Here is a 22,326-nt window from a genome sequence, read left to right as displayed (position 1 = left end):
CTGTCGGGCAACCGTCCGCACCGCGAGAATGGCGTCACACAACCAGGGAGAAACACCATGCAAGTGACCCAGATCCGCAACGCCACGCTGCTCATCGAGTACGCCGGCAAGACCTTCCTCGTCGACCCGCTGCTGGCCGACAAGGGCGCCTACCCCGGCTTTGCCGGCACGGCCAACAGCCACCTGGCGAATCCGCTCGTCGACCTGCCCGTGCCGCTGGCGACCCTGTTCGACGTGGACGCCGTGCTCGTCACGCACCTGCACGCGGACCACTGGGACGAGGCCGCGCGGCGCAAGCTGCCGCGCGCATTGACCGTGTTCGCGCAGAACGACGCCGATGCGCGGGCCATCCGCGCCGACGGCTTCACCGACGTGCGCACGCTGTCGGCGCAAGGCGACACGCTGGTCGACGGCATCCGGATCGCCCAGACCCGCGGCCAGCACGGCAGCGACACCGTCATGGCCGCCATCGGCGCGCGCATGGGCGAAGTGAGCGGCCTCGTGCTGCGCCATCCGGACGAGCCCACGCTGTACATCGCCGGCGACACGGTGTGGAACGTGCACGTGGCGGCGGCGCTGGAGACGTACGATCCGGACGTCGTCGTGCTGAACTGCGGCGACGCGCAGGTGCCGGGCCTGGGGCCCATCATCATGGACCTGGACGACGTGGCCAGTGTGGTGAAGGCGGCGCCGCGGGCGGCCATCGTCGCGAGCCACCTGGAAGCCGTGAATCACTGCATGCTGTCGCGGGCCGAGCTGCGGGCGTGGGTGGACACGCAGGATCTGGTGGGGCGGGTTCTCGTGCCCGACGATGGCGAGGCATGCGTATTTACCCAAGCCGGCGCAGGTTCGATGTAGTATCGGGAGGCGGCGCCGTGCCGCCTTCCTGCGAGATAGCCGATGCCCATCGACGCCACCGAATTCGACGAGTACCTGCAGTTCGCCAACGAGCTGGCCGACGCGGCCGCCGGCGCCATCCTGCCGCATTTCCGCGCCGGCAGCGGCGCCGAAAACAAGAGCGCGCACGGCTTCGATCCGGTGACGGCGGCCGATCGCGGCGCCGAGCGCGTGATGCGGGCGCTGATCCGCGCGCGCTATCCGCATCACGGCATCCTCGGCGAAGAGGAAGGGGCGCAGGCCGGCGATGGCCTCACCTGGGTGCTCGATCCCATCGACGGCACGAAAGCGTTCCTCCTCGGCCTGCCGCTGTGGGGCACGCTGATCGCGCTGAACGACGGCACGCGTCCGGTGCTGGGCCTGATGAACCAGCCCTTCACGCGCGAGCGTTTCGTCGGCACGGCGCATTGCGCGTGGAACGGCGGTCACGTGCTGCACACGCGCCCGTGCGCGCAGCTGGCGAACGCGCACGTGATGTGCACGTCGCCCGACATTTTCGATCCCGCCCAGCGCATCGCGTTCGACGCCGTCGCAAGCCGCGCGCGGCTGCTGCGCTATGGCGGCGACTGCTACGCCTACTGCATGCTGGCGTCCGGTCTCGTCGACGCCGTCATCGAAGCGGGCCTGCAGCCGTGGGACGTGCAGGCGCTGGTGCCCATCATCGAAGGGGCGGGCGGCGTCATCACCGCGTGGGATGGCGGCGACGTGCAGCACGGCGGCACGGTGCTGGCGTGCGGCGATCGCCGGTTGCACGCCCAATTGGTGAGTGAATTGGCGGATGCGTCCGCGTGGGCACGGGGTGCCCACCCTGTAAAGGCAAAGTTAAAATGTCCGCTTTCAGCAAAGTAGAAATGTCCGCTTTTTGGGGCGTTCAGATGCGCTTTTGAGCGGACATTTTCTTTGCTGCCGTCACACCCTGTGCGATGACGGTAGCAGGTTGGTCATGGCGGTAGTTACGATTGCGCGCCTTCTTGTCGAGGGTGTGATGAATAGTTTTGCTATCGACATAAGTCACGTTGGCCCGGTCAGGCTGCTCGATAGCGGTGTATGCGAGTACGTGACTGTCTGCCCGAATTTCAACTCGGCCATCGGCATACGTATGGATATTGATGGACTGCCCGATCAGCTGACGTAACGCTGGCTTGTCTTCGAGGCGATAGAGCCGCTTGCCATGCTGCAGGGTGAGTTTGGCAGTGAGCTTACGGTGGTCGCACAGTGACAGAATCAGCGCCAGATCCTCGTCGGGACGCAGTGGCGCATGGACGTCGAGCGAGCTGCGCGGAACCCGGGAGAAGGTCGCGTTGTAACGTTGAATGAAGTCGCCACTCCAGACGTTGGCGGCTTCGATGTCACTGATTCCGTCCAATCGCAGGGCCTTGACCAGCCGGTCTTGCAAAGTACGGTTGAGACGTTCCACGCGGCCTTTGGCTTGCGGGGAATTCGCACAGATCAGTTCGATGCCGAGTTCGTCGAGCGCACGCTGGAACTGGGTCTTCGTACGACTCGTTGCCGACGGCGAGCGGAACACCGCTGCTCGGTCAGCATAGAAGGCTTGCGGCTTGCCATGCTGTTCGATGTATCGCCGAGTGGCCGCGAAATAGCTGGCGGTCGTTTCAGTCTCCGCGAAGTGCAGATGCAGGATCTTTCCCGTCGCGTCGTCGACATAAACCAGCAAGGTACAAGCGTTGTCGCGCTTTTCAAACCAGTGATGACGGCTACCGTCTATCTGGACCAACTCTCCGACGCAAGGCCGTCGTTCCCGCGGCTGGTACAAGCGTGCACTTCGGGCCGCTTTCGGAATCCATAAGCCGGCCTCAATCATCAAGTTGCGTAAAGTTTCCTTCGATAGGCACAAGTCGTGCCGCTCCCGCAACTGCTCGCACGCCAGCGTCGGCCCAAAATCGGCATAGCGCTCGCGCACCAGCTGCAATGCCTTTTGCGCCAACTCGGGCGCAAGCCGATTATTGCTCGGCTTGCCCCTGTGCCTGGAGATCATTCCACGTTCGCCGTCTTCGTCAAATCGCTTTTGCAGCCGTCGAACCTGCCGCGTCGTGATTCCCAACCGCTTCGCTGCAATGACCGCCGTGATCTCACCTTTGGCACAAGCCGCGATGATATCGGCGCGCTCCAACTCTTCCATCGTAATGCTCCCGACTTTGCCCACACTCGACTCCAAACCGTTCGGAATCGACAGCATGAACTATCTAGCAAAAGCGGACATTTCTACTTTGCTAGAAGCGGACATTACAACTTTGCTCTTACACACCCTACGGCAAGGTAGGGTGGGCGGCCCTCCGCCCACGCGAACGTTCGCAATGTGTTGACGTCAGGCGTTTCCCAGCCAAGCGGCAAGCGCCGGCAAATCGACCGGCTTGGTCATGTGATGATCGAACCCGGCCGCGCGCGTGCGTTCGCGGTCGGCCTGCTGGCCCCAGCCCGTGAGGGCGACGACGCGCACGTGCGCATGGCCTTCCGCGCGGATGGCGCGCGCGACGTCGAAACCGTCCATCTCCGGCATGCCCAGGTCGAGCAGCACGACGGTGGGCGCGAACGCCGGCAGCGCCGCCAGCGCGGCCGGGCCGCCGTACACGGCCCGCGTCCGCGCCCCGTGCGTGTCCAGCAGCTGGGCCAGCGTGTCGGCCGCGTCGGCGTTGTCGTCGACGACGAGCACGCGGTGGCCGGCCAGCGCCGCACACGTCGTCCCCGCTTCGCCGTCCGGCGCCGTGTCGTGCAGCAGGGGCAGCCGCACGACGAATTCGCTGCCGCAGCCCGGGCCCGCGCTGTGGGCTTCCACGGTCCCGTCGTGCATCTCGACGAGCTTGCGCACGATGGCGAGGCCGATGCCCAGGCCGTCGCCGCCGCCCCGGTCGCCCAGGTGCGGCTGCGCGAACATGTCGAACACGTGCGGCAGCTGCGCGGCCGGGATGCCGCGGCCGTTGTCGCGCACCCGCAGCGCGACGGCGCTGCCTTCGCGCCGGGCGAGCAATTCGATGCGGCCGCCCGCGCCGGTGTACTTGGCGGCGTTGTTGATCAGATTCGTGAGCACCTGCGTGAGGCGCACCGCGTCGCCGTGCACGACGAGGGACGCGTCCGGCTCCGTCACGTCGAGGACGTGGCCGGCGCGTTCGGCCTGCGGCCGGCTCGCTTCGACGGCGTCGCGCACGATGTCGGCCAGCGCCAGCGCGCGCCGGTCCAGTTCGATCTTGCCGCGCGAGATGCGCGCGATCTCCATCAGGTCGTCGACGAGCTTGACGATCTGCCGTACCTGGCGCTCGACGATGCCCGTGAGACGATCGGCGGCATCGCGGCTGTCGGCGCGGCGCATCAGCTGGATCGCGTTGCTGATCGGTGCGAGCGGATTGCGCAACTCGTGCGCCAGCGTGGCGAGGAACTCGTCCTTGCGCCGGTCCGCGTCCTTCAGCGCCTGCTCGGCGCGCACGCGCTCGATCGCGGCCCACGTGCGTTCGGCCGCTTCGCGCACGAGGTTCACTTCGGCCGCGTTCCAGTGCCGCGGCGCCGCGTGGTGCACGCAGAACACGCCGGCGATGCGCCCGCCGGAATACAGCCCGACGCCGACGTGGGAAGCAATGCCGACGCTGATCCAGCCGGCGCGCGTGGCGCTGTCCGTATGCGGGTCGCGCGCGGTGTCCTCGACGACGAAGGGCGCGCCCCGCTCGAACGCGGCGAGCGCCCGCGCACCCAGCGAGGGCATCGGATACGTGCCGGCCAGCGACGCGACACCGTCCACGTGGTCGCGCCGGATGTGGACGCGGCCTTCCTCGAGTTCGCCGATCAGCACGCGGCTTGCCTCCAGGTGCGCGGCCACCATGCGCGTGGCCGTCGCCTCGATCGCGTCGGCATCGTCCAGCGAGCGCATCGCGTCGGACAGGCGCAGCAAGAAGGCCGCCCGTTCCTCGCTCTCGCGCAGGCGCGCTTCCAGCATGCGCCGGCCGGTCGTGTCGCGCGATACGCCCACGACCTGCTCGACCGATCCGTCCTCGGCCAGCACGGGCCCCCAGCGGAACTGGAAATAGGCGCTCGTGCCGGCCGGGCTCGTGAAATACACCTCGTCCTGGATGGTGACGCCGGTGCGGAAGATGGTGTCGAGGTGGCCGTCCAGGCGCGCGGCCAGGTCGGACGGGAAGTCCAGGTCGGCGAAGCTGCGGCCCACGAGCGCGCCGGCTTCCATGCCGTACAGTTCTTCCATCGCGCGGTTGACGTAGACGAAGCGGTGCGCGCGGTCGAACGCGTAGACGAAGTCGGGCAGCGCATCCATCGTCGTCGCGACGAAGCGCGACTGGCGCATCAGTTCCGCGTGCGCGGCCTCGCGCTCGGCCTGCGCCTGCGCGCGTTCGACGGCGGCCCAGGTGCGCTCGGCCGTCTCCTGCATGACGGCCAGGTCGGCGGCGTTCCACGCGCGCGCGCTGCCGTGGTGCGCGAACAGGATGGCGACGAGGCGGCCTTCCTTCACCAGCGGCACGTCGGCCACGGAGAGGGCGCCGAGCAAGGCATGCGCCTCGCGTGCGGCCGCGTCGAGCTCGGGATCGGACAGGATATCCGGCCGCACGACCGGCCGGCCCTTGCGCAGCGCGGCCAGCAGGCCGGGACCGAAGTCGGCGTAGCGCATCTTGCTGCCGAACGCGGACGCGCGCGTGCCGTCCGCATGGGTGACGATCACGTGCTCGCCGTCGCCGCAATCGGCCGCATAGCCGATCCGGTCGACGCCGAGGTGGGCGCGCAGCACGCGCGCGGCTTCTTCCTGGATGCGGCGCGGGTCGGCCAACGGGCGCAGGGCATCGTTCAGGCGCAGCAGGAAGGCGTGGCGCCGCTCGTCGTCACGCCTTGCCGCATGGCTGCGGTGGCGTTCGATGGCGCCGGCCGCCGTGCGCACGAGCAGGTCGAGCAGGCCCGTGCCGTCCGCCGCGGGCGGCCGCACGAGCGCGAGGCGCAAGGTGCCCAGCGCGGTGCCGTCGTGGGCCGTCAGGGGCAGGGCATACGGCGCATCCGTCGCGGCGGCGCGCGCTATGGGGACGACGTCGTTGCGGTAGGCGGCGGCGCCGTGCGTGCGCTGGGCCACGATGGCGCGCCCCGCATCCGCGCCGGCGGCCAGTTCGATGCGGCCGTAGGCGGCCCCCGCCAATGCGCAGGCGCGATTCAGCACCGGGGCCAATGCCGCGGGCAGGTCGCCCTGGCCGGGCGGCGCCACGTGCAGTTCGAGCAGCGGCCGCAGGATGGCGGGACTGGCCAGCAGCGCGGCTTCGGCGGTGCCCCCGGCACGCGTTTCGACATGGTGGCGCAGCGTCGCGAGACCGCGCTCGACATGGCTTGCCGCCTGCGCCTCGTCCAGCGCCTTCACGACCTGGTGCGCCGCGGCGGCAAAGGACGACAGTTCCGCCAGCAGGCGCGCATCCTCGGCATCGAACTGGCGCTCGGGATCGTGGGAGAGGATCCAGACCGTGCCGATCGGCTGGTCGTCGATCGCCCAGGGGACGAGCAGGCATTCGAGCAGCGGCGGGCCGTCGCAGCGCAGCGAGGCGAAGCGGCGCCCCGGCCCGTCGAACAGCAAGGTCGTATTGCGTTCGATGACGGCGCCGCACGGGCTGTCCCCGCGCGGCACTGCGCTGCCCACCGCGTTCGCATACACGCCGGCCATCGCGTGCCAGCGGAACACGTCGCCCTTCGCGCCATGTTCGAGAATGCTGACGCCGGCGGTGCCGGCGCGGCACAGCTGCAGCGCGAGTTCGGCAAGGCGCTGCAGGACGCCGCGCGGATGGGTCACGAGCTCCTGGCCGAGCAGCGTGAGGGCGCGGCTCTGCGCGCGGTGATCGGGTGCACGCGCCGGGCGGCGTGCCAGTTCGTGCGTGATCAAGACTTCGTCGAGGGTCACCTCGACATTGCCCGTGTCGTTATGCGTCATGTCTTCTCGTCCGTTGTCATTCCGGGCAGACTCTCCGCGGGTGAACCGCGAACGGGAAGAATAGGGTCAGATTGTTTCGCTGGGCAAGCGAAAGATGAGTTTTCGAGAGATTTCGTTTGCCCCGTGTTGCCGATGCGACGATTCAAATTCCGGATGGAAAATCTTTACTTTCCGACAGGCACTTCGCGACGACGATGCCGCCGCCCGGTTCGCTCCCACACCGTGCGATCATCTGGCAATGCGGTGTGTCATTTGTGCAGCAGTCCGCATGGATTTTGCATAAAAGGTGAATTCTCATCAATTATTTCGAAGTAGAATGTTTTCAAAGTTTTACAACGGCACGGGGTGTACCCGGGATGCAACGGATGTGGCTCTACCGCACAGATTGGTGATAATCGGATAGAATTTGCTGCACAGGCTGCGTGCTTCGCCGATCAAGGATGCCCATGCTCAGTCAACAAGATCTCGCTGAAGAAGCACGCCTCCAGGCCCTTCACGCGCTGGGGTTGCTCGACACGCCCCGCGAAGACCGGTTCGACCGGTTCACCCGCCTCGCCACCGCCGCGTTCGACGTCCCGATCGCCCTCGTGTCGCTCGTCGACCGCGAGCGCCAGTGGTTCAAGTCGCAGGCGGGCCTCGACTACTGCGAAACGCCGCGCTCGCTCGCCTTCTGCAGCCACACCGTCGCCCTGGACGACATGCTGGTCGTCTCGGACACGCTCCTCGACGAGCGGTTCGCCGCGCACCCGCACGTGACGGGCACGCCCCGCATCCGCTTCTATGCCGGCCAGCCGCTGCACAGCGTGGACGGCCAGCCGCTCGGCACCCTGTGCATCATCGACAGGCGTCCCCGCACGTTCGGCGACGCCGAGCGGCGCATGCTGCGCGACCTCGCGCAACTGGTGCAGGACGAATTGAACCGCGACGTGCTGGTCGCCAACCGCACGCGCGAACTGCAGGACAAGAACGCCGCCCTCGAACTGACGATGCGCCTGCGCGAGGCGGCCGAGCAGGCCCTGCGCCAGAAGCAGGAATTGCTGGACGCCGTGCTGGAAACGGTGGACGTGGGCGTGGTCGCGTGCGACGCCGACGGCCACCTGATGCTGTTCAACCGCGCCGCGCGTGCCTTCCACGGCCTCGACGCGGACAGCGCCTTGCCACAGGCCGCCTGGCCCGCGCACTACGATTTGTACGGCGAGGACGGCCTCACGCCGCTGGCGCCGGACGACATCCCGCTGGTGCGCGCGCTGCGCGGCGAGCGCGTGATGGACGCCGGCATGACGATCCACGTGGCGGGTGAGCCGCCGCGCCGCCTGCTCGCGAGCGGCCGCGCGCTGCACGGCAGCACCGGCGAGCCGCTGGGCGCCGTCGTCGCGATGAAGGACGTGACGGAACTGGATGCGTCGCGCGCACGCCTGGCCGAAAGCGGCGAATGGCTGCGCACCATCGCCGACAACGTGCCGGCGCTGATCGCCTACGTCGACACCGACCTGCGCTACCGCTTCGCCAACGAACGCTATCGCGAATGGTTCGGCGTGAAGACCGCCGACATGATCGGCAGGACGGTGCTCGACGCGATGGGCGACGGGTTCTACGCGCCGCGCCGCGAAGCGCTGGAGCGCTGCCTGGCCGGGCACGCGTCGCACCTGGAGATCGAGGAACGGCGCCGCGGCCGCACGCGCGTGATCAGCTCGACCTATCTGCCGCACATCCGCGACGGCATCGTGCAGGGCATCTACGTGCTGTCGACCGATGCGACCTCCGCGCGCGAATACGAGCGCCAGCTGCACGCGCTCGCCCATTCCGACCACCTGACCGGCCTGCCGAACCGGCGCAGCTACGAGGAGCGCTTCGCGCAGGCCATCGCGCGCGCGCGCCGCGGCGCCACGCCGCTGGCGCTGGCCTACCTCGATCTCGACCACTTCAAGCAGATCAACGACAGCCTCGGCCACGCGGTGGGCGACGCCGTGCTGCGCGAGTTCGCGCGCCGCCTCGGCGCCACGGTGCGCGCCACCGACACGGTGGCGCGCCTGGCCGGCGACGAATTCGTCATCGTGCTGGAGCAGGTCGGCTCGCCGCTGGAATGCGAACGCATCGCGGCCAAGCTGCTCGACGCGATCCGCGCGCCGTTCCTGCTGGACGGGCACACGCTCGCGGTCACCAGCAGCATCGGCATCGCGTGGAGCGCACGGCCGGAGCAGGTCGCGCTGGCCCATGCGGCGGACGACGGGTTGTACCGCTCGAAGCACGCGGGGCGCGATACGGCGTCCGTGCTCGTCGTCGAGGAGACTACGGCAGCTGGAAGCGGTAGCCGACACCTGTCTCGGTGACCAGGTAGCGGGGCTGGGCGGGATTGTCTTCCAGCTTGTGGCGCAGGTGGCCCATGTAGATGCGCAGGTAGTGCGCCTGGTCGGACTGGTTCGGTCCCCACACGCCGCGCAGGAGCTGCGGCGTGCTCATCACCTTGCCCGCGTTCGCGACGAGCACCGCCAGCAGCCGGTGCTCCGTCGGCGTGAGCCGCACGGTGGCGCCGCCTTTCGTCACCTGGCGGTTGTGCACGTCCACGACGACGTCGCCGAAGCGCACCTTGCCGTCGCCGCCCGTCGCCGGGCCGCGCTGGCGCCGCTGGGAGGCGCGCACGCGCGCCAGCAGTTCGCCCACGCCGAACGGTTTCGTCAGGTAGTCGTCCGCGCCGCGGTCGAGCGCGCGGATTTTTTCTTCCTCGTCGACGCGCGCGGACAGCACGATCACCGGCACGGCGGACCATGTGCGCAGGTCGGCGATGAAGTCGGCGCCGTCGCCGTCGGGCAGGCCGAGGTCGAGGATGACGACATCCGGCTTGCGCGTGCCCGCCTCCGTCAGGCCGCGATCGAGCGTCGCCGCCTCGTGGACCTGCCATCCTTCCCGTTCCAGCGCGGCGCGTACGAAGCGGCGGATGTGGGGCTCGTCTTCCACGAGCAGTGCGGTACCGGTGAAATCACTCATCGTCGTTCTCCATGTCGTCCGGCGGCGGCGCCGGCGGCGTGCCCAGGGGCAGCGTGAACGTGAACGCGGCGCCGCCGCCCGGGCGGTTGGCCGCGCGGATGGTGCCGCCGTGCGCGCCCACGATCGCGCGGCAGATGGCGAGCCCGAGGCCCACGCCGGGCTTGGCCGATTCCCGTTCGCCGCGCGTGAATTTCTCGAACACGGCTTCTTCCTGGCCGGGCGGCAGGCCCGGCCCGTCGTCCGTCACGGCGACGTTCAGCCACTGTCCGTGCTGCTCCGCGGCGACGGTCACCGTGCTGCCGGGCGGCGTGTACTTGCCCGCGTTTTCCAGCAGGTTGGACAGCACCCGTTCGACCAGCACCGCGTCGTACTGCACGAGCGGCAGGTCCGCCGGTACCCGGGTCGCGACCACGTGGCCGGCCAGCGCGGCGCGGCTGGCCGCCAGGGCGCTGCCGATGACCTCCTCGACCGGCTGCCACTGGAGCCTGAGCTTGACGTCGCCGCTCTCGATGCGGGCCATGTCGAGCAGGTTCGTCACGAGGCGGCCCATGCGCACCGTTTCCTCGCGCAGCGCGTCGGCCATCGCGCGCTGCCTCGCGGCCAGCGGCGGCGTGGAGCCCGCCAGCGCCTCGGCCTGCGCCATCAGCGACGTGAGCGGTGTGCGCAGGTCGTGCGACAGCGCCGCGAGCAGGGAGTTGCGCAGCCGTTCCGATTCGATGCGCACCAGGGCGTCCTGCGCCACCTCGATGTAGTGCACCCGTTCCAGCGCGATGGCGGCCAGCGCCGCGAACGTGTCGAGCTGCTGGCGTTGTTCCGGCGCCGTGAGCCAGTGCGGCGTCGCGGCCTCGATCGCCAGCACGCCGCGCGTGCGCATCGGCGCCACGAGCGGCAGGTAGAAGACGGGGCTGCCGGGCAGGGTGTCGGTGCCCATCCCGGCGCTGGCGCCATGGTCGAACGCCCATTGCGCGATGCCGGTGTCGAGCGCGGCGATGGCGTCGTCGCCGGCCACGGCCACGCGCCCGGCGGCGTCCGGCACCAGCAGGACGGTGCGCGCGCCGAACGTGCGCCCGATCGCGTCGCGCGTCGCTTCCTGGATCTGGTCCGTCTGGAGCACGCCCGACAAGGCCCGGGCGAATTCGTACAGCGCGCGCGTGCGGCTCTCGCGGCGCGCCGCCACGTGCGCCTGGAAGCGCAGGCCGGCCGTAAGGTGGCCCGTGATCAGGCCGACCGCCAGCATGACGCCGAACGCCACCAGGTACTGGACGTCCGAGATCGCGAACGTGAAGCGCGGCGGGACGAAGAAGAAGTCGAAGCACGCGACGCTGACGCAGGTCGCGGTGACGGACGGGCCACGGCCCAGGCGCACCGCCACCATCAGCACGACCAGCAGGAACAGCATGGCGATGTTGGCGAGGTCCAGGTGGCCGACGGTGGGCGTCAGCGCCAGCGCCATGCCGACGCTCGACAGCACCGCCACGCCGTGTGCGGCGATGTCCAGGCGGGTGGTCATGCGCCGCGCGGCCGGCATGGACGGTGCGGCGGAGGCCGGCGGCATGGCCACTTCCAGCAGTTCGACGTCCGGCGCGAGGCGCGCGATACGCCGGGCGCGCGTCGCCTGCCACGGCCAGCGCGGGTCGCCGCGGCCCAGCGCGATACGCCCCAGGTTGTGGCTGCGCGCGTAGTCGGCCGCAGCCGATTCCACGCTGTCGCCGGACAGCACGGCGGTGACGGCGCCGAGGTCGCGCGCCAGCTTCAGGGCGTCCAGGGTGCGCGCGCGCCGGCCCGCGTCGAGGCGCTGCAGGGCCGGCGTCTCGACATAGACGGCGTGCCAGTCCGCACCCAGCTGGGCCGCGAGGCGCGCCGCGCTGCGCACGACGCCTTCCGCGCCGGGACCGGGACCGACGCAGGCGAGGAACGTCGTCCCGGTGCGCCACACGGTGTCGATCGATTGCTCGACCCGGTACGCGCGCACGTCGTCGCCGATGCGTTCCGCCGTGCGTCGCAGCGCCAGCTCGCGCAGGGCGATGAGGTTCCCCTTGCGGAAGAAGTTGCGGCCGGCCCGCTCGGCCTGCACCGGCTGGTACACCTTGCCGAGTTTCAGCCGCGCCAGCAGCTCGTCGGCGGGCAGGTCGACCAGCACGACCTCGTCGGCCGCATCGAACACGGAGTCCGGCACCGTCTCGCCGACGCGCACGCCGGTGATGCCGCCGACCACGTCGTTCAGGCTCTCCAGGTGCTGCACGTTCACCGTCGTGAACACGTCGATGCCGGCGGCCAGCAGCTCGTCGATGTCCTGCCAGCGTTTCGGGTGGCGCGATCCCGGGACGTTCGAATGCGCCAGCTCGTCGACGAGCACCAGTTCCGGGCGCCGTTCCAGCGCCGCGTCGATGTCGAACTCGGACAGAACCTTGCCGCGGTAGGCGATCTGGCGGCGAGGCAGGACCTGCAATCCGTCCAGCAGCGTTTCCGTTTCGGCGCGGCCGTGGGTCTCGACGACGCCGACCAGCACCGTGCGCGCGGCCGCGAGCTGGCGCGCGGCCGACAGCATCGCGTACGTCTTGCCGACACCGGCCGACGCGCCGAAGTAGATGCGCAGCCGGCCGCGCGCGGCGCGCCGTTCTTCTTCCTGCACGCGGGCCAGCAGCGCGTCCGGATCGCGCCGTACCTCGTCGCCGGGCACGCTCATGCGTTCGTCCTCATGGCGCCTTGCCGTCCAGGGCGAGATTCAGCGCCAGCACGTTCACGCGCGCCTCGCCGAGGAAGCCCAGGGCCGGGTCCCGGCGGTAGCGCTCGATCAGCGCGCGCACCTGCGCCACGGGCAGCTTGCGCGCCGCGGCGACGCGCGCGGCCTGGTACTCGGCGGCCGCCACGCTGATCTCGGGATCGAGGCCGCTGGCGGACGCGGTGACGAGGTCGACGGGGATCGGCGCGTCGTTGCCGGGGTCGAGCGCCTTGAGCGCGTCGACCCGCGCCTTGACGGCGTCGAGCAGCGCGAGATTGGTCGGCCCCTGGTTGGAGCCGCCCGAGCCGGCCGCGTTGTCGGCCATCGGCGCGGTCGCGGACGGACGGCCCCAGAAGTGGCCGGGCGAGGAGAACGGCTGGCCGATCAGGGTCGAGCCGACGGTCTTGCCGTTCGCTTCGATCAGGCTGCCGCCGGCCTGGTGCGCGAAGGCGACGCGGCCGACGCCGGTGACGGCGGCAGGGTACAGCACGCCGCACAGCAGGGTCAGGGCGCCGAACAGGACGAACGTGGGACGAAACAGTGATGTCATGGTGGTCTCCAGGGTCAGGCGAGGTTCAGCGCCGCGAGCAGCAGGTCGATCAGCTTGATGCCGATGAACGGCAGGACGATGCCGCCCAGGCCGTAGACGAGGAGGTTGCGGCGCAGCAGGGCGGTGGCGCCGATCGCGCGGAAGCGCACGCCGCGCAGCGCGAGCGGGATCAGGAACACGATGATCAGCGCGTTGAAGATCAGCGCGGACATGATCGCCGACGACGGGCTCGCGAGATGCATCACGTCGAGCGCGCGCAGCTGCGGATAGGTGCCGACGAAGGCGGCGGGGATGATCGCGAAATACTTGGCCACGTCGTTCGCGATCGAGAACGTGGTCAGCGCGCCGCGCGTCATGAGCATCTGCTTGCCGATCTCGACGATCTCCAGCAGCTTGGTCGGGTTCGAGTCGAGGTCCACCATGTTGCCCGCTTCCTTGGCCGCCTGCGTGCCGGAGTTCATCGCCACGGCCACGTCGGCTTGCGCGAGCGCGGGGGCGTCGTTGGTGCCGTCGCCCGTCATCGCGACCATGCGGCCGTCGGCCTGGTATTGCCGGATCAGCTTCAGCTTGTCTTCCGGCGTGGCCTCGGCGAGGAAATCGTCGACCCCGGCCTCGGCGGCGATGGCCGCCGCCGTCAGCTTGTTGTCGCCCGTGATCATCACGGTCTTGATGCCCATGCGGCGCAGTTCGGCGAAGCGTTCCTTGATGCCGCCCTTGACGATGTCCTTCAGCTCCACGACGCCCAGCACCCGGCCATCCTCGGCCACGACGAGCGGGGTGCTGCCGCGGCGCGCGGCGTCTTCCGCGAGGCGCACGACGTCGGCCGGGAACGTCGCGCCGAGCGACTCGACGTGGCGGCGCACGGCGTCGTAGGCGCCCTTGCGGATGCGGCGCTCGCCGCAATCGACGCCGCTCATGCGGGTCTGCGCGGAAAACGGCACGAACACGGCATGGAGGGCTTCGAGCTCGCGCTGGTGGATGCCGAAGCGCTTGGCGAGCACCACGATGCTGCGGCCCTCCGGCGTCTCGTCGGACAGCGACGCCAGCTGGGCCACGTCGGCCAGCTGGTGTTCGGTGACGCCTGCGGCGGGCAGGAAGGCGGCGGCCTGGCGATTGCCCAGCGTGATGGTGCCGGTCTTGTCGAGCAGCAGGACGTCGACGTCGCCGGCCGCTTCCACGGCGCGGCCCGAGGTCGCGACCACGTTGGCGCGCATCATCCGGCTCATGCCCGCGACGCCGATGGCCGAGAGAAGGCCGCCGATCGTCGTCGGGATCAAGCACACGAGCAGCGCGATCAGCACGGTGATCGTGACCGGCGTGCCGGACTTGGCGACGTCGACCGCGTACAGCGAGAACGGCAGCAGGGTCACCGTCACGACGAGGAACACGATGGTGAGCGCCACCAGCAGGATCGTCAGCGCGATCTCGTTGGGCGTTTTCTTGCGCTTCGCGCCTTCGACCATCGCGATCATGCGGTCGAGGAAGGTCTCGCCCGGGTTCGCCGTCACCTTCACGACGAGCCAGTCGGACAGCACGCGCGTGCCGCCCGTGACGGCCGAGAAATCGCCGCCGGATTCGCGGATCACCGGCGCGGATTCGCCCGTGATCGCGCTTTCGTCCACGGACGCGACCCCGTCGACGACCTCGCCGTCGATGGGCACGACGTCGCCCGCCTCGATCAGCACGTGGTTACCCTTGCGCAGGTCGGTGGCGGGGCAGGGCAGCCACGTCGTGCCGTGCTTCGGCACCGCCAGCTTCTTCGCGGTCACGGCTTCCTTCAGGCCGCGCAGCGAGGCCGCCTGGGCCTTGCTGCGGCCTTCGGCCAGCGCTTCCGCGAAGTTCGCGAACAGCACCGTGAACCACAGCCACACGGCGCAGGCGAGGATGAAGCCGGACGGCGCTTCGCCTGTGCCGAACAGGGCCTGCACGTACAGCAGGGTCGTGATGATGCTGCCGACGTACACGACGAACATGACGGGGCTGCGCAGCTGGGTGCGCACGCCGAGCTTCTTGAAGGCGTCGACGAGGGCGGGGCCGGCCAGCTTCGTGTCGAGCAACGACAGGCGCTGGCCCGGCGCCGCGGCGGCCGGCGCGGCCAGGGGGGCCGTCACCGGGGATTTCAGTTGGTTCATGGCGACTCCAGGTTATTTGGCAAACAGCTGCAGGTGTTCGACGACGGGGCCGAGTGCCAGCGCCGGCACGTAGTTGAGGACGCCGACCAGCACGACCACGCCGACCAGCAGGCCGACGAACATCGGGCCGTGCGTGGGCATGCTGCCGGCGGTCGTCTGCAGGCGCTGCTTGGCCGCGAGCGAACCGGCGATCGCCAGCACGGGAACGATCACGGCGAAGCGCCCGAACCACATCGCGAACGCCAGCATCCAGTTGTAGAACGGGGTGTTGGCGGACAGGCCCGCGAACGCGCTGCCGTTGTTGTTGGCGGCGGAGCTGAACGCGTACAGGATTTCCGAGAAGCCGTGCGCGCCGGGGTTGGCGACGCCAACCCTGCCCGCGGCCGCCAGCACGGCGATCGCGGTACCGGCCAGCACCAGCACGGGCGTGACGAGGATGGCGACCGACGTCATCTTCATCTCGTAGGCCTGGATCTTCTTGCCGAGGTATTCGGGCGTGCGGCCGATCATCAGGCCGGCGATGAACACGGCCATGATTGCGAAGACCAGCATGCCGTACAGGCCGGAGCCGACGCCGCCGAAGACCACTTCGCCGAACTGCATCAGGAGCAGCGGCACCGCGCCGCCCAGCGGCGTGAACGAATCGTGCATCGAGTTGACCGCGCCGCACGAGGCGGCCGTGGTGACCGCGGCGAACAGCGCGGAGGCGTCGATGCCGAAGCGGGTTTCCTTGCCTTCCATGTTGCCGCCCTCGATGCCCAGCGCCGCGAACCCGGGATGCGCCTGGTGCTCGGCCGTCATCACGCCGGCCGCCATCACGACGAACAGCACCGTCATCGCGGCGAGGATCGCCCAGCCCTGGCGGCTGTCGCCGACGAGGCGGCCGAACGCGAAGCACAGGCCGGCGGGGATCAGGAAGATCGACACCATCTGGAACAGGTTCGACAGCGGGGTCGGGTTTTCGTACGGGTGCGCGGAGTTCGCGTTGAAGAAGCCACCACCGTTCGTGCCCAGCATCTTGATCGCTTCCTGCGAGGCGACCGGGCCCATCGCGATCGTCTGCGTCGTCGTGGTCACGGCCTCGGTGACCGGCTGGCCCTGGGCGTCCAGCACGGGCTGGCCGTCCGCGTCCGTCTTCGGCTGCGTGTACGTGAGCGGTTCGAGCAGTTGCACCTCCTGGTAGCCCGAGAAATTCTGGATCACGCCCTGGCCGGTCAGGAACACGGCGAACACGAGCGACAGCGGCAGCAGCACGTACAGGGTGGTACGGACGAGGTCGACCCAGAAGTTGCCGATGGCGCGCGCCGACTTCGACGAGAAGCCGCGGATCAGCGCGAACACGACGGCGATGCCGGTGGCGGCCGAGAAAAAGTTCTGGCACGTGAGGGCGAGCATCTGCGTGAGGTAGCTCATCGTCTGCTCGCCGCCGTAGCCCTGCCAGTTGGTGTTGCTGACGAAGCTGACGGCGGTGTTGAACGCCGAATCGGGGGCGACGTTGGCGAGGCTCTGGGGATTGAAGGGCAGCCAGGCCTGGACCCGCTGCAGCAGGTAGACGACCAGCGTGCCGAGCGCGTTGAACGCGAGCAGGGACAGCGCATAGGTTTTCCAGTGCATGCCCGTGGTCGCGTCGACGCCGGCCGCGCGATACAGGCCGGCCTCGATGCGATACAGCCAGCCGAAGCCGCGCACGCGGCCGCCTTCGGCCACGCGTGCGAACAGGATGCCGAGCGGCCACGACAGGGCGAGCAGGATCGCGAAGAACAGGGCGAGCAGCGCCAGCGATTGCGTATCCATCACAAATCCTCCGCGCAGAACATGGCGTACAGCAGGTATGCGAGAAGCGCGCCCGATGCGAGCACGCCGATCAGGTAAAACAATGTCATTTGCGTTCTCCCAGTCTGGCGCAGCCGTGCGCCATGCCCGCGATCAGGGCGGCGAACAGGGCGATGGCGCCGATGAAGACGATATCCATGGTTCCCTCGTTACGGTTGATCAGAATGTCTTGCCGACGGTGACGACGAGCGCCTTCCGGCCGAGGAACTTGCCGTTGGCGGACGACGCGTACGCGGTCTCGTCGGCATTCGTGCCGACGAAGGCCGCCGCCACGCTCGCGAAACCGAGATCCTTCGTCACGCCGATCTTGTAGTCGGTGTAGCTGGCGGCGTCGTGGTGGCGTACGTCCTGGCGGCCGGCGTGCAGGTTCAGCGTGAAGGCGTTGCCCAGGTCGATGTTGGCACCGGCGTCCAGGTAGCGGCTGTGGCGGCTGTCCGTGAAGCCGAACAGGTTGGTCAGCGCCGCCGAATACTTCACGTACGTGGGGCCGTAGCCCAGCTGGCCGTAGACTTCCGCCGTGTTCGCGTCGGCCGAGCCGGGCACGTCCTTCAGACCATTGGCCGGATAGACGTAGCCCAGCACGCCGACGTCGTAGGTCACGTCGGCGCTCAACTGGCCGCGCTTGCCGGCATACAGGTCCGACTCGATGTCGCCGCCGCCGCCCGCGTCCTTCGTCCACTTGATGGTGGACAGCCACGTGCCGGCGTACAGGCCGGTCGGGCTGTGGGTCCAGTCGGCGCCGCCCTGCAGCGCGGGCTGCAGCCGGGTCTGCGAGATGCCGCGGTAGCGGTAGTCGGACGCGAGCGCCGCGTTGAACGTGACGCTGTCGGCCGGCGGCGTTTCCTGTGCATGCAGCGGCGCTGCCAGCGCAACGAGGAGGGCGGGGATGAAGACGGTGTTTCTCATGGTCGGTTCGTTCCTTGTTTTTGTAAAAGCCGTCCGTCCGCCGGGTGGGCGGAGGCGAACGGTGTGCGTCGCCGGGGCTGCGGCGACGCGTGAGGAGCCTGGTAGACCTCCTCGTACAACGCCGCCATCTCGGCGGCGCTGCGGAAATCGGGCAGGTGCAATACGGTGTCGGCGATCCCGGCCGACATCACCTGTGCCGCGTAGGCGCGCATGGCGCACTGCGCCTGCGGCGCCGGATCGGTCGCGCCGCCCACCGTCACGAACAGCACGCGCAGGCCGGGATTGAACATGCGGGCGTGGTTGCGGCCGGCGATTCGGCCGTAGCGGGTATCGACGTCGGCCTGTTCCGGCGCCAGCGGGACGAGCGCGACCTGGGCGGCGACCAGCGCGCTGCGGCATGCGGGATCGTCGCCGCAGGTAGCGACGACGATGTCGTCGTGGCGCGCCGGCATCCGTTCCAGTTGCTCCGACAGGCTGGCGCCGCGCAGGGTGCGGGTGGCCAGCAGCACGACCTTGCGGCCGTGGCGTGCGCGCTGGAGGGCGAGGTCCGCGGCCAGGCGGGCGTCGGCGGCAGGCAGGGCGGCGTGGACGATCGTGACGATCACGTGGTCTCCTTGCAGCATTGATTGCGATGGAAGCAGTGTAGAAAGCATCACGTAAAAATTTTCTAAAAAGACGCCCGCCCCGGATAAAGGCTTCGTTTATGCGCGCCGGGCGGTCCCGTTTTTACAAAATCTTTACGCCGGCGCCAGTACGATACGGTCCACGAACATTGCCGGAGAAACCGTTTGGACAAGCACAAGAACAACAAGAACATCGCCGGCCTCGCGCTGGCCGCCATCGGCATCGTGTACGGCGACATCGGCACGAGCCCGTTGTATTCGCTGAAGACCGTCTTCGACCCCGCGCACGGCCTGCCGCTCACGCCCGCCAACCTGGTCGGCGTCGTGTCGCTGATCTTCTGGGGCCTGTCCGTCATCGTCTCGTTCAAGTACGTGACGCTCGTGCTGCGCGCCGACAACCGCGGCGAGGGCGGCATCATGGCCCTGCTGGCGCTCGCGCTGGGCGCGGTCGGCGACCGCAGGCGGATGCACCTCGGGCTGCTGCTGATCGGGGTGTTCGGCGCGTCGCTGTTCTACGGCGACAGCGTGATCACGCCCGCGATCTCGGTGCTGTCCGCCATCGAGGGTCTCGAAGTCGCGACCCCGGCGCTGCAGGCCTGGGTCGTGCCGCTGACGATCGTCGTCCTGATCTGCCTGTACGCGGCGCAGCGCCACGGCACCGCGGGCATCGGCCGCTGGTTCGGCCCCGTCATGCTGGTGTGGTTCGCGGCGCTGGCGGCGATGGGCGTGCTGAACATCGTGCGCAGTCCGGGCATCCTCGTCGCGCTCAATCCGTGGCATGCGGTGCGCTTCTTCCTCGATAACCGCAGCCTCGGCTTCCTGGCCCTGGGCGCGATCGTGCTGGCCTTCACGGGTGCCGAGGCGCTGTATGCCGACATGGGCCATTTCGGCCGCAAACCGATCCGCCTCGCGTGGTTCGCCGTCGCCTTTCCGGCCCTCGCGCTGAACTATCTCGGGCAGGGCGGGCTGCTGCTGGCGCGGCCGGACGCGATCGCCAACCCGTTCTACCAGCAGTTGGGCAGCTGGAGCGTCTATCCGCTCGTCGTGCTGTCCACGATCGCCACCGTCATCGCGTCGCAGGCGACGATCTCCGGCACGTTCTCGATGACGAAGGAAGCGATCGCGCTCGGCTTCCTGCCGCGCATGCGCACCGTGCACACGTCGGAGCGCGAGATCGGCCAGGTTTATCTCCCCGTCATCAACTGGCTGCAGCTGATCGCCGTGCTGCTGGCCGTCGTCGGGTTCGGCTCGTCCGACGCGCTGGCGTCCGCCTACGGCATCGCGGTCACGGCGACGATGCTGGCCACCACCATCCTCACTTACTTCGTGATCCGCTACCGCTGGCGCATGAATCTGCTGCTGTGCCTGGGCGCGACCGGCTTCTTCTTCGTGATCGACGCGGCGTTCTTTTCGGCCAACGTGCTGAAACTGCTGCACGGCGGCTGGTTCCCGCTGACGCTGGGCGTGCTGCTGTTCACGTTGATGCTCACGTGGCGCCGCGGCCGCGCGCAGATGTTCGAGAACCTGCAGAAGCACGCCATCCCGCTCGACGCTTTCCTCGAATCATTGTTTATCGCGCCGCCGACGCGGGTCGCCGGCACGGCCATCTTCCTGCGCGGCGAAAGCGATGGCGTCCCGCATGCGATGCTGCACAACCTGCTGCACAACAAGGTGCTGCACGAGCGCGTCGTGTTTCTCACCGTGTACATTGGCGACGAGCCGTACGTCGATGCGGCGTCCCGGATCCGCATTACCGATCTTGGACACGGCTGCCACCAGGTCGACGTGAAATTCGGCTTCAAGGACGAGCCGGACATCCCCGGCATCCTCGACCAGTGCGCGGCGCATGGCCTGGCGTTCGACATGATGCAGACCTCGTTCTTCGTCGCGCGCCAGACCGTGATCTCGACGCCGGGCGGGGGCATGGCGCCGTGGCGCGAGCACCTGTTCGTCGCGATGCAGCGCAACGCCCGCGACGCCGCCGATTACTACCGCATTCCAACGAATCGGGTCATCGAGCTGGGTACGCAGGTGGAAATCTAGCGGCGCCGCTCGTGCGAATGTGGACGGCGGGCGCCGACGCGGATAAGCTGGAGCCGGAGGGAAATCCGCACCATGCACGATGCCGACCACAGCGCCGCCGGCCACGACGGCCAGGGATTGTCCGCACTCGACGGCCAGCGCCGTCCGCTGGTCGCGCTGGCCGTCGGGCTGCTCGCCTGTTTCTGCCTGCTGCTGGGCGGCCTGCAGGGCTGGAGCGCCTGGCATGCCTACGAGGCCGAACGGGAGGACAGCCGCGTCGCCACGGCCAACATGGCGCGGGCGCTCGCGACGCATGCGGAGACGTCGATCCGGCTGGGCGACGCCGTGCTGACCGAGATGGTCGAGCGCGTCGAGCACGATGGCCTGGGCGAGGCCGCCACGGCACGCCTGACGGGACGGCTGCGCGCGATTACGCGCGACGTGGGCGAACTGCAAGGCCTGTTCGTGTACGGGCCGGACGGCAAGTGGCTGACATCGTCGCTGCCGCGCCCCATGCAGGGCAATAATTTCGACCGCGAATATTTCCAGTTCCACCTGCTGCACGACGGGCGCGCGACCCACGTGGGCGTGCCGGTGCGCAGCCGGTCGACCGGGGTGTGGATCCTGCCGCTGTCGCGCCGCCTCGAAGCACCCGACGGCAGCTTTGCCGGCGTGGTGCTGGCCACGCTGAACCTGGCGTGGTTCGGCCGCTTCTACGACAGTTTCGATGTCGGCGAGAACGGCACGATCCTGTTCGCGTTCGACAACGGCACGCTGATCTACCGCCGGCCGTTCCGCGACGACCAGGTCGGCATGGACATCCGCAACGGCACCATCTGGCAGCAGATCCAGCGCGACGGCCAGGCCGGCTCGATGGTGGCGACGCCCCGCATCGACAACGTCGAGCGCCTGTACAGCTACCGGCACCTGGCGGGCTATCCGCTGTTCGTCGCCAGCGGGCAGGCGACGGACGAGGTCCTGTCCGGATGGCGCCGCACCACGGTGCAGACGGCGATCCTGGGCGCGGCGGCCATGCTCCTGCTGGCGTGCGGCGGCGTGATCCTCGTGCGCCAGATCCGCGTCCGCGAACGGCTCGAGCGCGACCTGATCCGCGTGGGCGTCTCGCTCAGGCGCCACAACGCGTCGCTGCAGAACCTGGCCGACAGCGATGCGCTGACGGGCCTGGCCAACCGTCGCCTGTTCGAAGACCGCCTCGTGCGCGAATACGAGCGCGCGCGCCGCAGCGGGGCGCCGTTCGGCCTCATCCTGGCCGACGTCGACCACTTCAAGCAGTACAACGACCGCTACGGCCACGCCGCCGGCGACGAGTGCCTGCGCAAGATGGCCGGTGCCATCGAGAGCGGGGCGCGGCGGCCGGGCGACCTGGCCGCGCGCTACGGTGGCGAGGAATTCGCCATCATGCTGGCCGACACCGACCTCACCGGCGCCAACGCGGTGGCCGACACGATCCGCGCGGCCGTGGCGGCCCTGGACCTGCGCCACGCGGACAACCCGGCCGGCCGCGTCACCCTCAGCATGGGCCTGTACGTGGGCCATCCGGCGCTGGCCGAGCGCAACGATCCGCTGGCCTGGGTCGACGTGGCCGGCCGGCTGCTGTACGAGGCCAAGGACGCCGGCCGCAACCGCGTCGTGTCGCGCGAGGGACACGAAGCGGCCGCGTGATGCCGTGCGCTGGTCGGCCGTAAAAGGTCTACACTGATGTGGAGGCTGCCTCGCGA

At 69.2% G+C, this 22,326-nt stretch carries 14 protein-coding genes; 5 read left to right on the top strand and 9 right to left on the bottom strand.

Annotated elements, in window-relative coordinates; translation table 11 throughout:
* The first annotated feature begins 57 nt into the window (after positions 1 to 57).
* On the top strand, positions 58 to 858 hold the full coding sequence (locus tag ACL58G_RS28795; RefSeq protein WP_440963925.1) for an MBL fold metallo-hydrolase: 801 nt from the start codon (positions 58 to 60) through the stop codon (positions 856 to 858).
* Positions 859 to 900: 42 nt separating this feature from the next.
* Complete coding sequence (gene hisN / locus ACL58G_RS28790; protein ID WP_440963924.1) at positions 901 to 1,746, top strand: histidinol-phosphatase; 846 nt, start codon at positions 901 to 903, stop codon at positions 1,744 to 1,746.
* Positions 1,747 to 1,768: 22 nt separating this feature from the next.
* Here hisN and ACL58G_RS28785 read toward each other — a convergent pair whose 3' ends face one another.
* Both ACL58G_RS28785 and ACL58G_RS28780 read right to left on the bottom strand, forming a co-directional pair.
* The gene (locus tag ACL58G_RS28785; RefSeq protein ID WP_413382907.1) at positions 1,769 to 3,094 is read right to left on the bottom strand and encodes an ISNCY family transposase; all 1,326 of its coding nucleotides are present in this window, start codon (positions 3,092 to 3,094) and stop codon (positions 1,769 to 1,771) included.
* Between the two features lie 129 nt (positions 3,095 to 3,223).
* On the bottom strand, positions 3,224 to 6,814 hold the full coding sequence (locus ACL58G_RS28780) for a GAF domain-containing protein (protein WP_440963923.1): 3,591 nt from the start codon (positions 6,812 to 6,814) through the stop codon (positions 3,224 to 3,226).
* A 446-nt stretch (positions 6,815 to 7,260) separates the two neighbouring features.
* Here ACL58G_RS28780 and ACL58G_RS28775 point away from each other — a divergent pair, with 446 nt between their 5' ends.
* A complete protein-coding gene (locus tag ACL58G_RS28775; RefSeq protein ID WP_440963922.1) occupies positions 7,261 to 9,144 on the top strand; it encodes a diguanylate cyclase domain-containing protein in 1,884 nt (627 codons plus the stop codon).
* On the opposite strand, the gene kdpE is transcribed toward ACL58G_RS28775, so the two are convergent.
* The 7 genes from kdpE to ACL58G_RS28740 all read right to left on the bottom strand — a co-directional run bounded on the left by kdpE (position 9,104) and on the right by ACL58G_RS28740 (position 18,547).
* Positions 9,104 to 9,799, bottom strand: coding sequence for a two-component system response regulator KdpE (gene kdpE / locus ACL58G_RS28770; RefSeq protein WP_413387154.1), 696 nt, complete (start codon positions 9,797 to 9,799; stop codon positions 9,104 to 9,106). The genes ACL58G_RS28775 and kdpE overlap by 41 nt on opposite strands.
* Positions 9,792 to 12,485 carry a DUF4118 domain-containing protein gene (locus ACL58G_RS28765; protein ID WP_440963921.1) on the bottom strand — a complete coding sequence of 898 codons (2,694 nt, stop codon included), beginning with the start codon at positions 12,483 to 12,485 and terminating at the stop codon, positions 9,792 to 9,794. The genes kdpE and ACL58G_RS28765 overlap by 8 nt, the downstream gene beginning before the upstream one ends.
* A 10-nt stretch (positions 12,486 to 12,495) precedes the next feature.
* Positions 12,496 to 13,071 carry a potassium-transporting ATPase subunit KdpC gene (kdpC, locus tag ACL58G_RS28760; protein ID WP_440963920.1) on the bottom strand — a complete coding sequence of 192 codons (576 nt, stop codon included), beginning with the start codon at positions 13,069 to 13,071 and terminating at the stop codon, positions 12,496 to 12,498.
* Positions 13,072 to 13,085: 14 nt separating this feature from the next.
* Complete coding sequence (gene kdpB, locus ACL58G_RS28755) at positions 13,086 to 15,203, bottom strand: potassium-transporting ATPase subunit KdpB (RefSeq protein ID WP_413387157.1); 2,118 nt, start codon at positions 15,201 to 15,203, stop codon at positions 13,086 to 13,088.
* 12 nt (positions 15,204 to 15,215) lie between these two features.
* Complete coding sequence (kdpA, locus tag ACL58G_RS28750) at positions 15,216 to 16,997, bottom strand: potassium-transporting ATPase subunit KdpA (RefSeq protein ID WP_440963919.1); 1,782 nt, start codon at positions 16,995 to 16,997, stop codon at positions 15,216 to 15,218.
* A gap of 198 nt (positions 16,998 to 17,195) precedes the next feature.
* Positions 17,196 to 17,942 carry a TorF family putative porin gene (locus ACL58G_RS28745; protein ID WP_413387159.1) on the bottom strand — a complete coding sequence of 249 codons (747 nt, stop codon included), beginning with the start codon at positions 17,940 to 17,942 and terminating at the stop codon, positions 17,196 to 17,198.
* Entirely contained in the window at positions 17,939 to 18,547 is a 609-nt protein-coding gene (locus tag ACL58G_RS28740; protein ID WP_440963918.1) for a hypothetical protein, read from the bottom strand. The genes ACL58G_RS28745 and ACL58G_RS28740 overlap by 4 nt, the downstream gene beginning before the upstream one ends.
* Before the next feature lie 183 nt (positions 18,548 to 18,730).
* Here ACL58G_RS28740 and ACL58G_RS28735 point away from each other — a divergent pair, with 183 nt between their 5' ends.
* Together ACL58G_RS28735 and ACL58G_RS28730 are read left to right on the top strand one after the other, a co-directional pair.
* Positions 18,731 to 20,608, top strand: a complete 1,878-nt coding sequence (locus ACL58G_RS28735; protein WP_413387161.1) for a potassium transporter Kup — start codon at positions 18,731 to 18,733, stop codon at positions 20,606 to 20,608.
* Between the two features lie 72 nt (positions 20,609 to 20,680).
* The gene (locus tag ACL58G_RS28730) at positions 20,681 to 22,270 is read left to right on the top strand and encodes a diguanylate cyclase (RefSeq protein WP_440963917.1); all 1,590 of its coding nucleotides are present in this window, start codon (positions 20,681 to 20,683) and stop codon (positions 22,268 to 22,270) included.
* Positions 22,271 to 22,326 lie beyond the last annotated feature (56 nt).

Source organism: Massilia sp. GER05, from assembly GCF_052056005.1.
In the GTDB taxonomy this organism is placed as follows: Bacteria; Pseudomonadota; Gammaproteobacteria; order Burkholderiales; family Burkholderiaceae_D; genus Telluria; species Telluria orientalis.
This window is presented reverse-complemented; position numbering and strand designations above follow the sequence as displayed.

Bases quoted from the DNA above. Each gene is read 5' to 3' on its own strand.
- ACL58G_RS28795 (WP_440963925.1), top strand. From the start codon at position 58: ATGCAAGTGACCCAGATCCGCAACGCCACGCTGCTCATCGAGTACGCC.
- hisN (WP_440963924.1), top strand. From the start codon at position 901: ATGCCCATCGACGCCACCGAATTCGACGAGTACCTGCAGTTCGCCAAC.
- ACL58G_RS28785 (WP_413382907.1), bottom strand. From the start codon at position 3,094: ATGCTGTCGATTCCGAACGGTTTGGAGTCGAGTGTGGGCAAAGTCGGG.
- ACL58G_RS28780 (WP_440963923.1), bottom strand. From the start codon at position 6,814: ATGACGCATAACGACACGGGCAATGTCGAGGTGACCCTCGACGAAGTC.
- ACL58G_RS28775 (WP_440963922.1), top strand. From the start codon at position 7,261: ATGCTCAGTCAACAAGATCTCGCTGAAGAAGCACGCCTCCAGGCCCTT.
- kdpE (WP_413387154.1), bottom strand. From the start codon at position 9,799: ATGAGTGATTTCACCGGTACCGCACTGCTCGTGGAAGACGAGCCCCAC.
- ACL58G_RS28765 (WP_440963921.1), bottom strand. From the start codon at position 12,485: ATGAGCGTGCCCGGCGACGAGGTACGGCGCGATCCGGACGCGCTGCTG.
- kdpC (WP_440963920.1), bottom strand. From the start codon at position 13,071: ATGACATCACTGTTTCGTCCCACGTTCGTCCTGTTCGGCGCCCTGACC.
- kdpB (WP_413387157.1), bottom strand. From the start codon at position 15,203: ATGAACCAACTGAAATCCCCGGTGACGGCCCCCCTGGCCGCGCCGGCC.
- kdpA (WP_440963919.1), bottom strand. From the start codon at position 16,997: ATGGATACGCAATCGCTGGCGCTGCTCGCCCTGTTCTTCGCGATCCTG.
- ACL58G_RS28745 (WP_413387159.1), bottom strand. From the start codon at position 17,942: ATGAGAAACACCGTCTTCATCCCCGCCCTCCTCGTTGCGCTGGCAGCG.
- ACL58G_RS28730 (WP_440963917.1), top strand. From the start codon at position 20,681: ATGCACGATGCCGACCACAGCGCCGCCGGCCACGACGGCCAGGGATTG.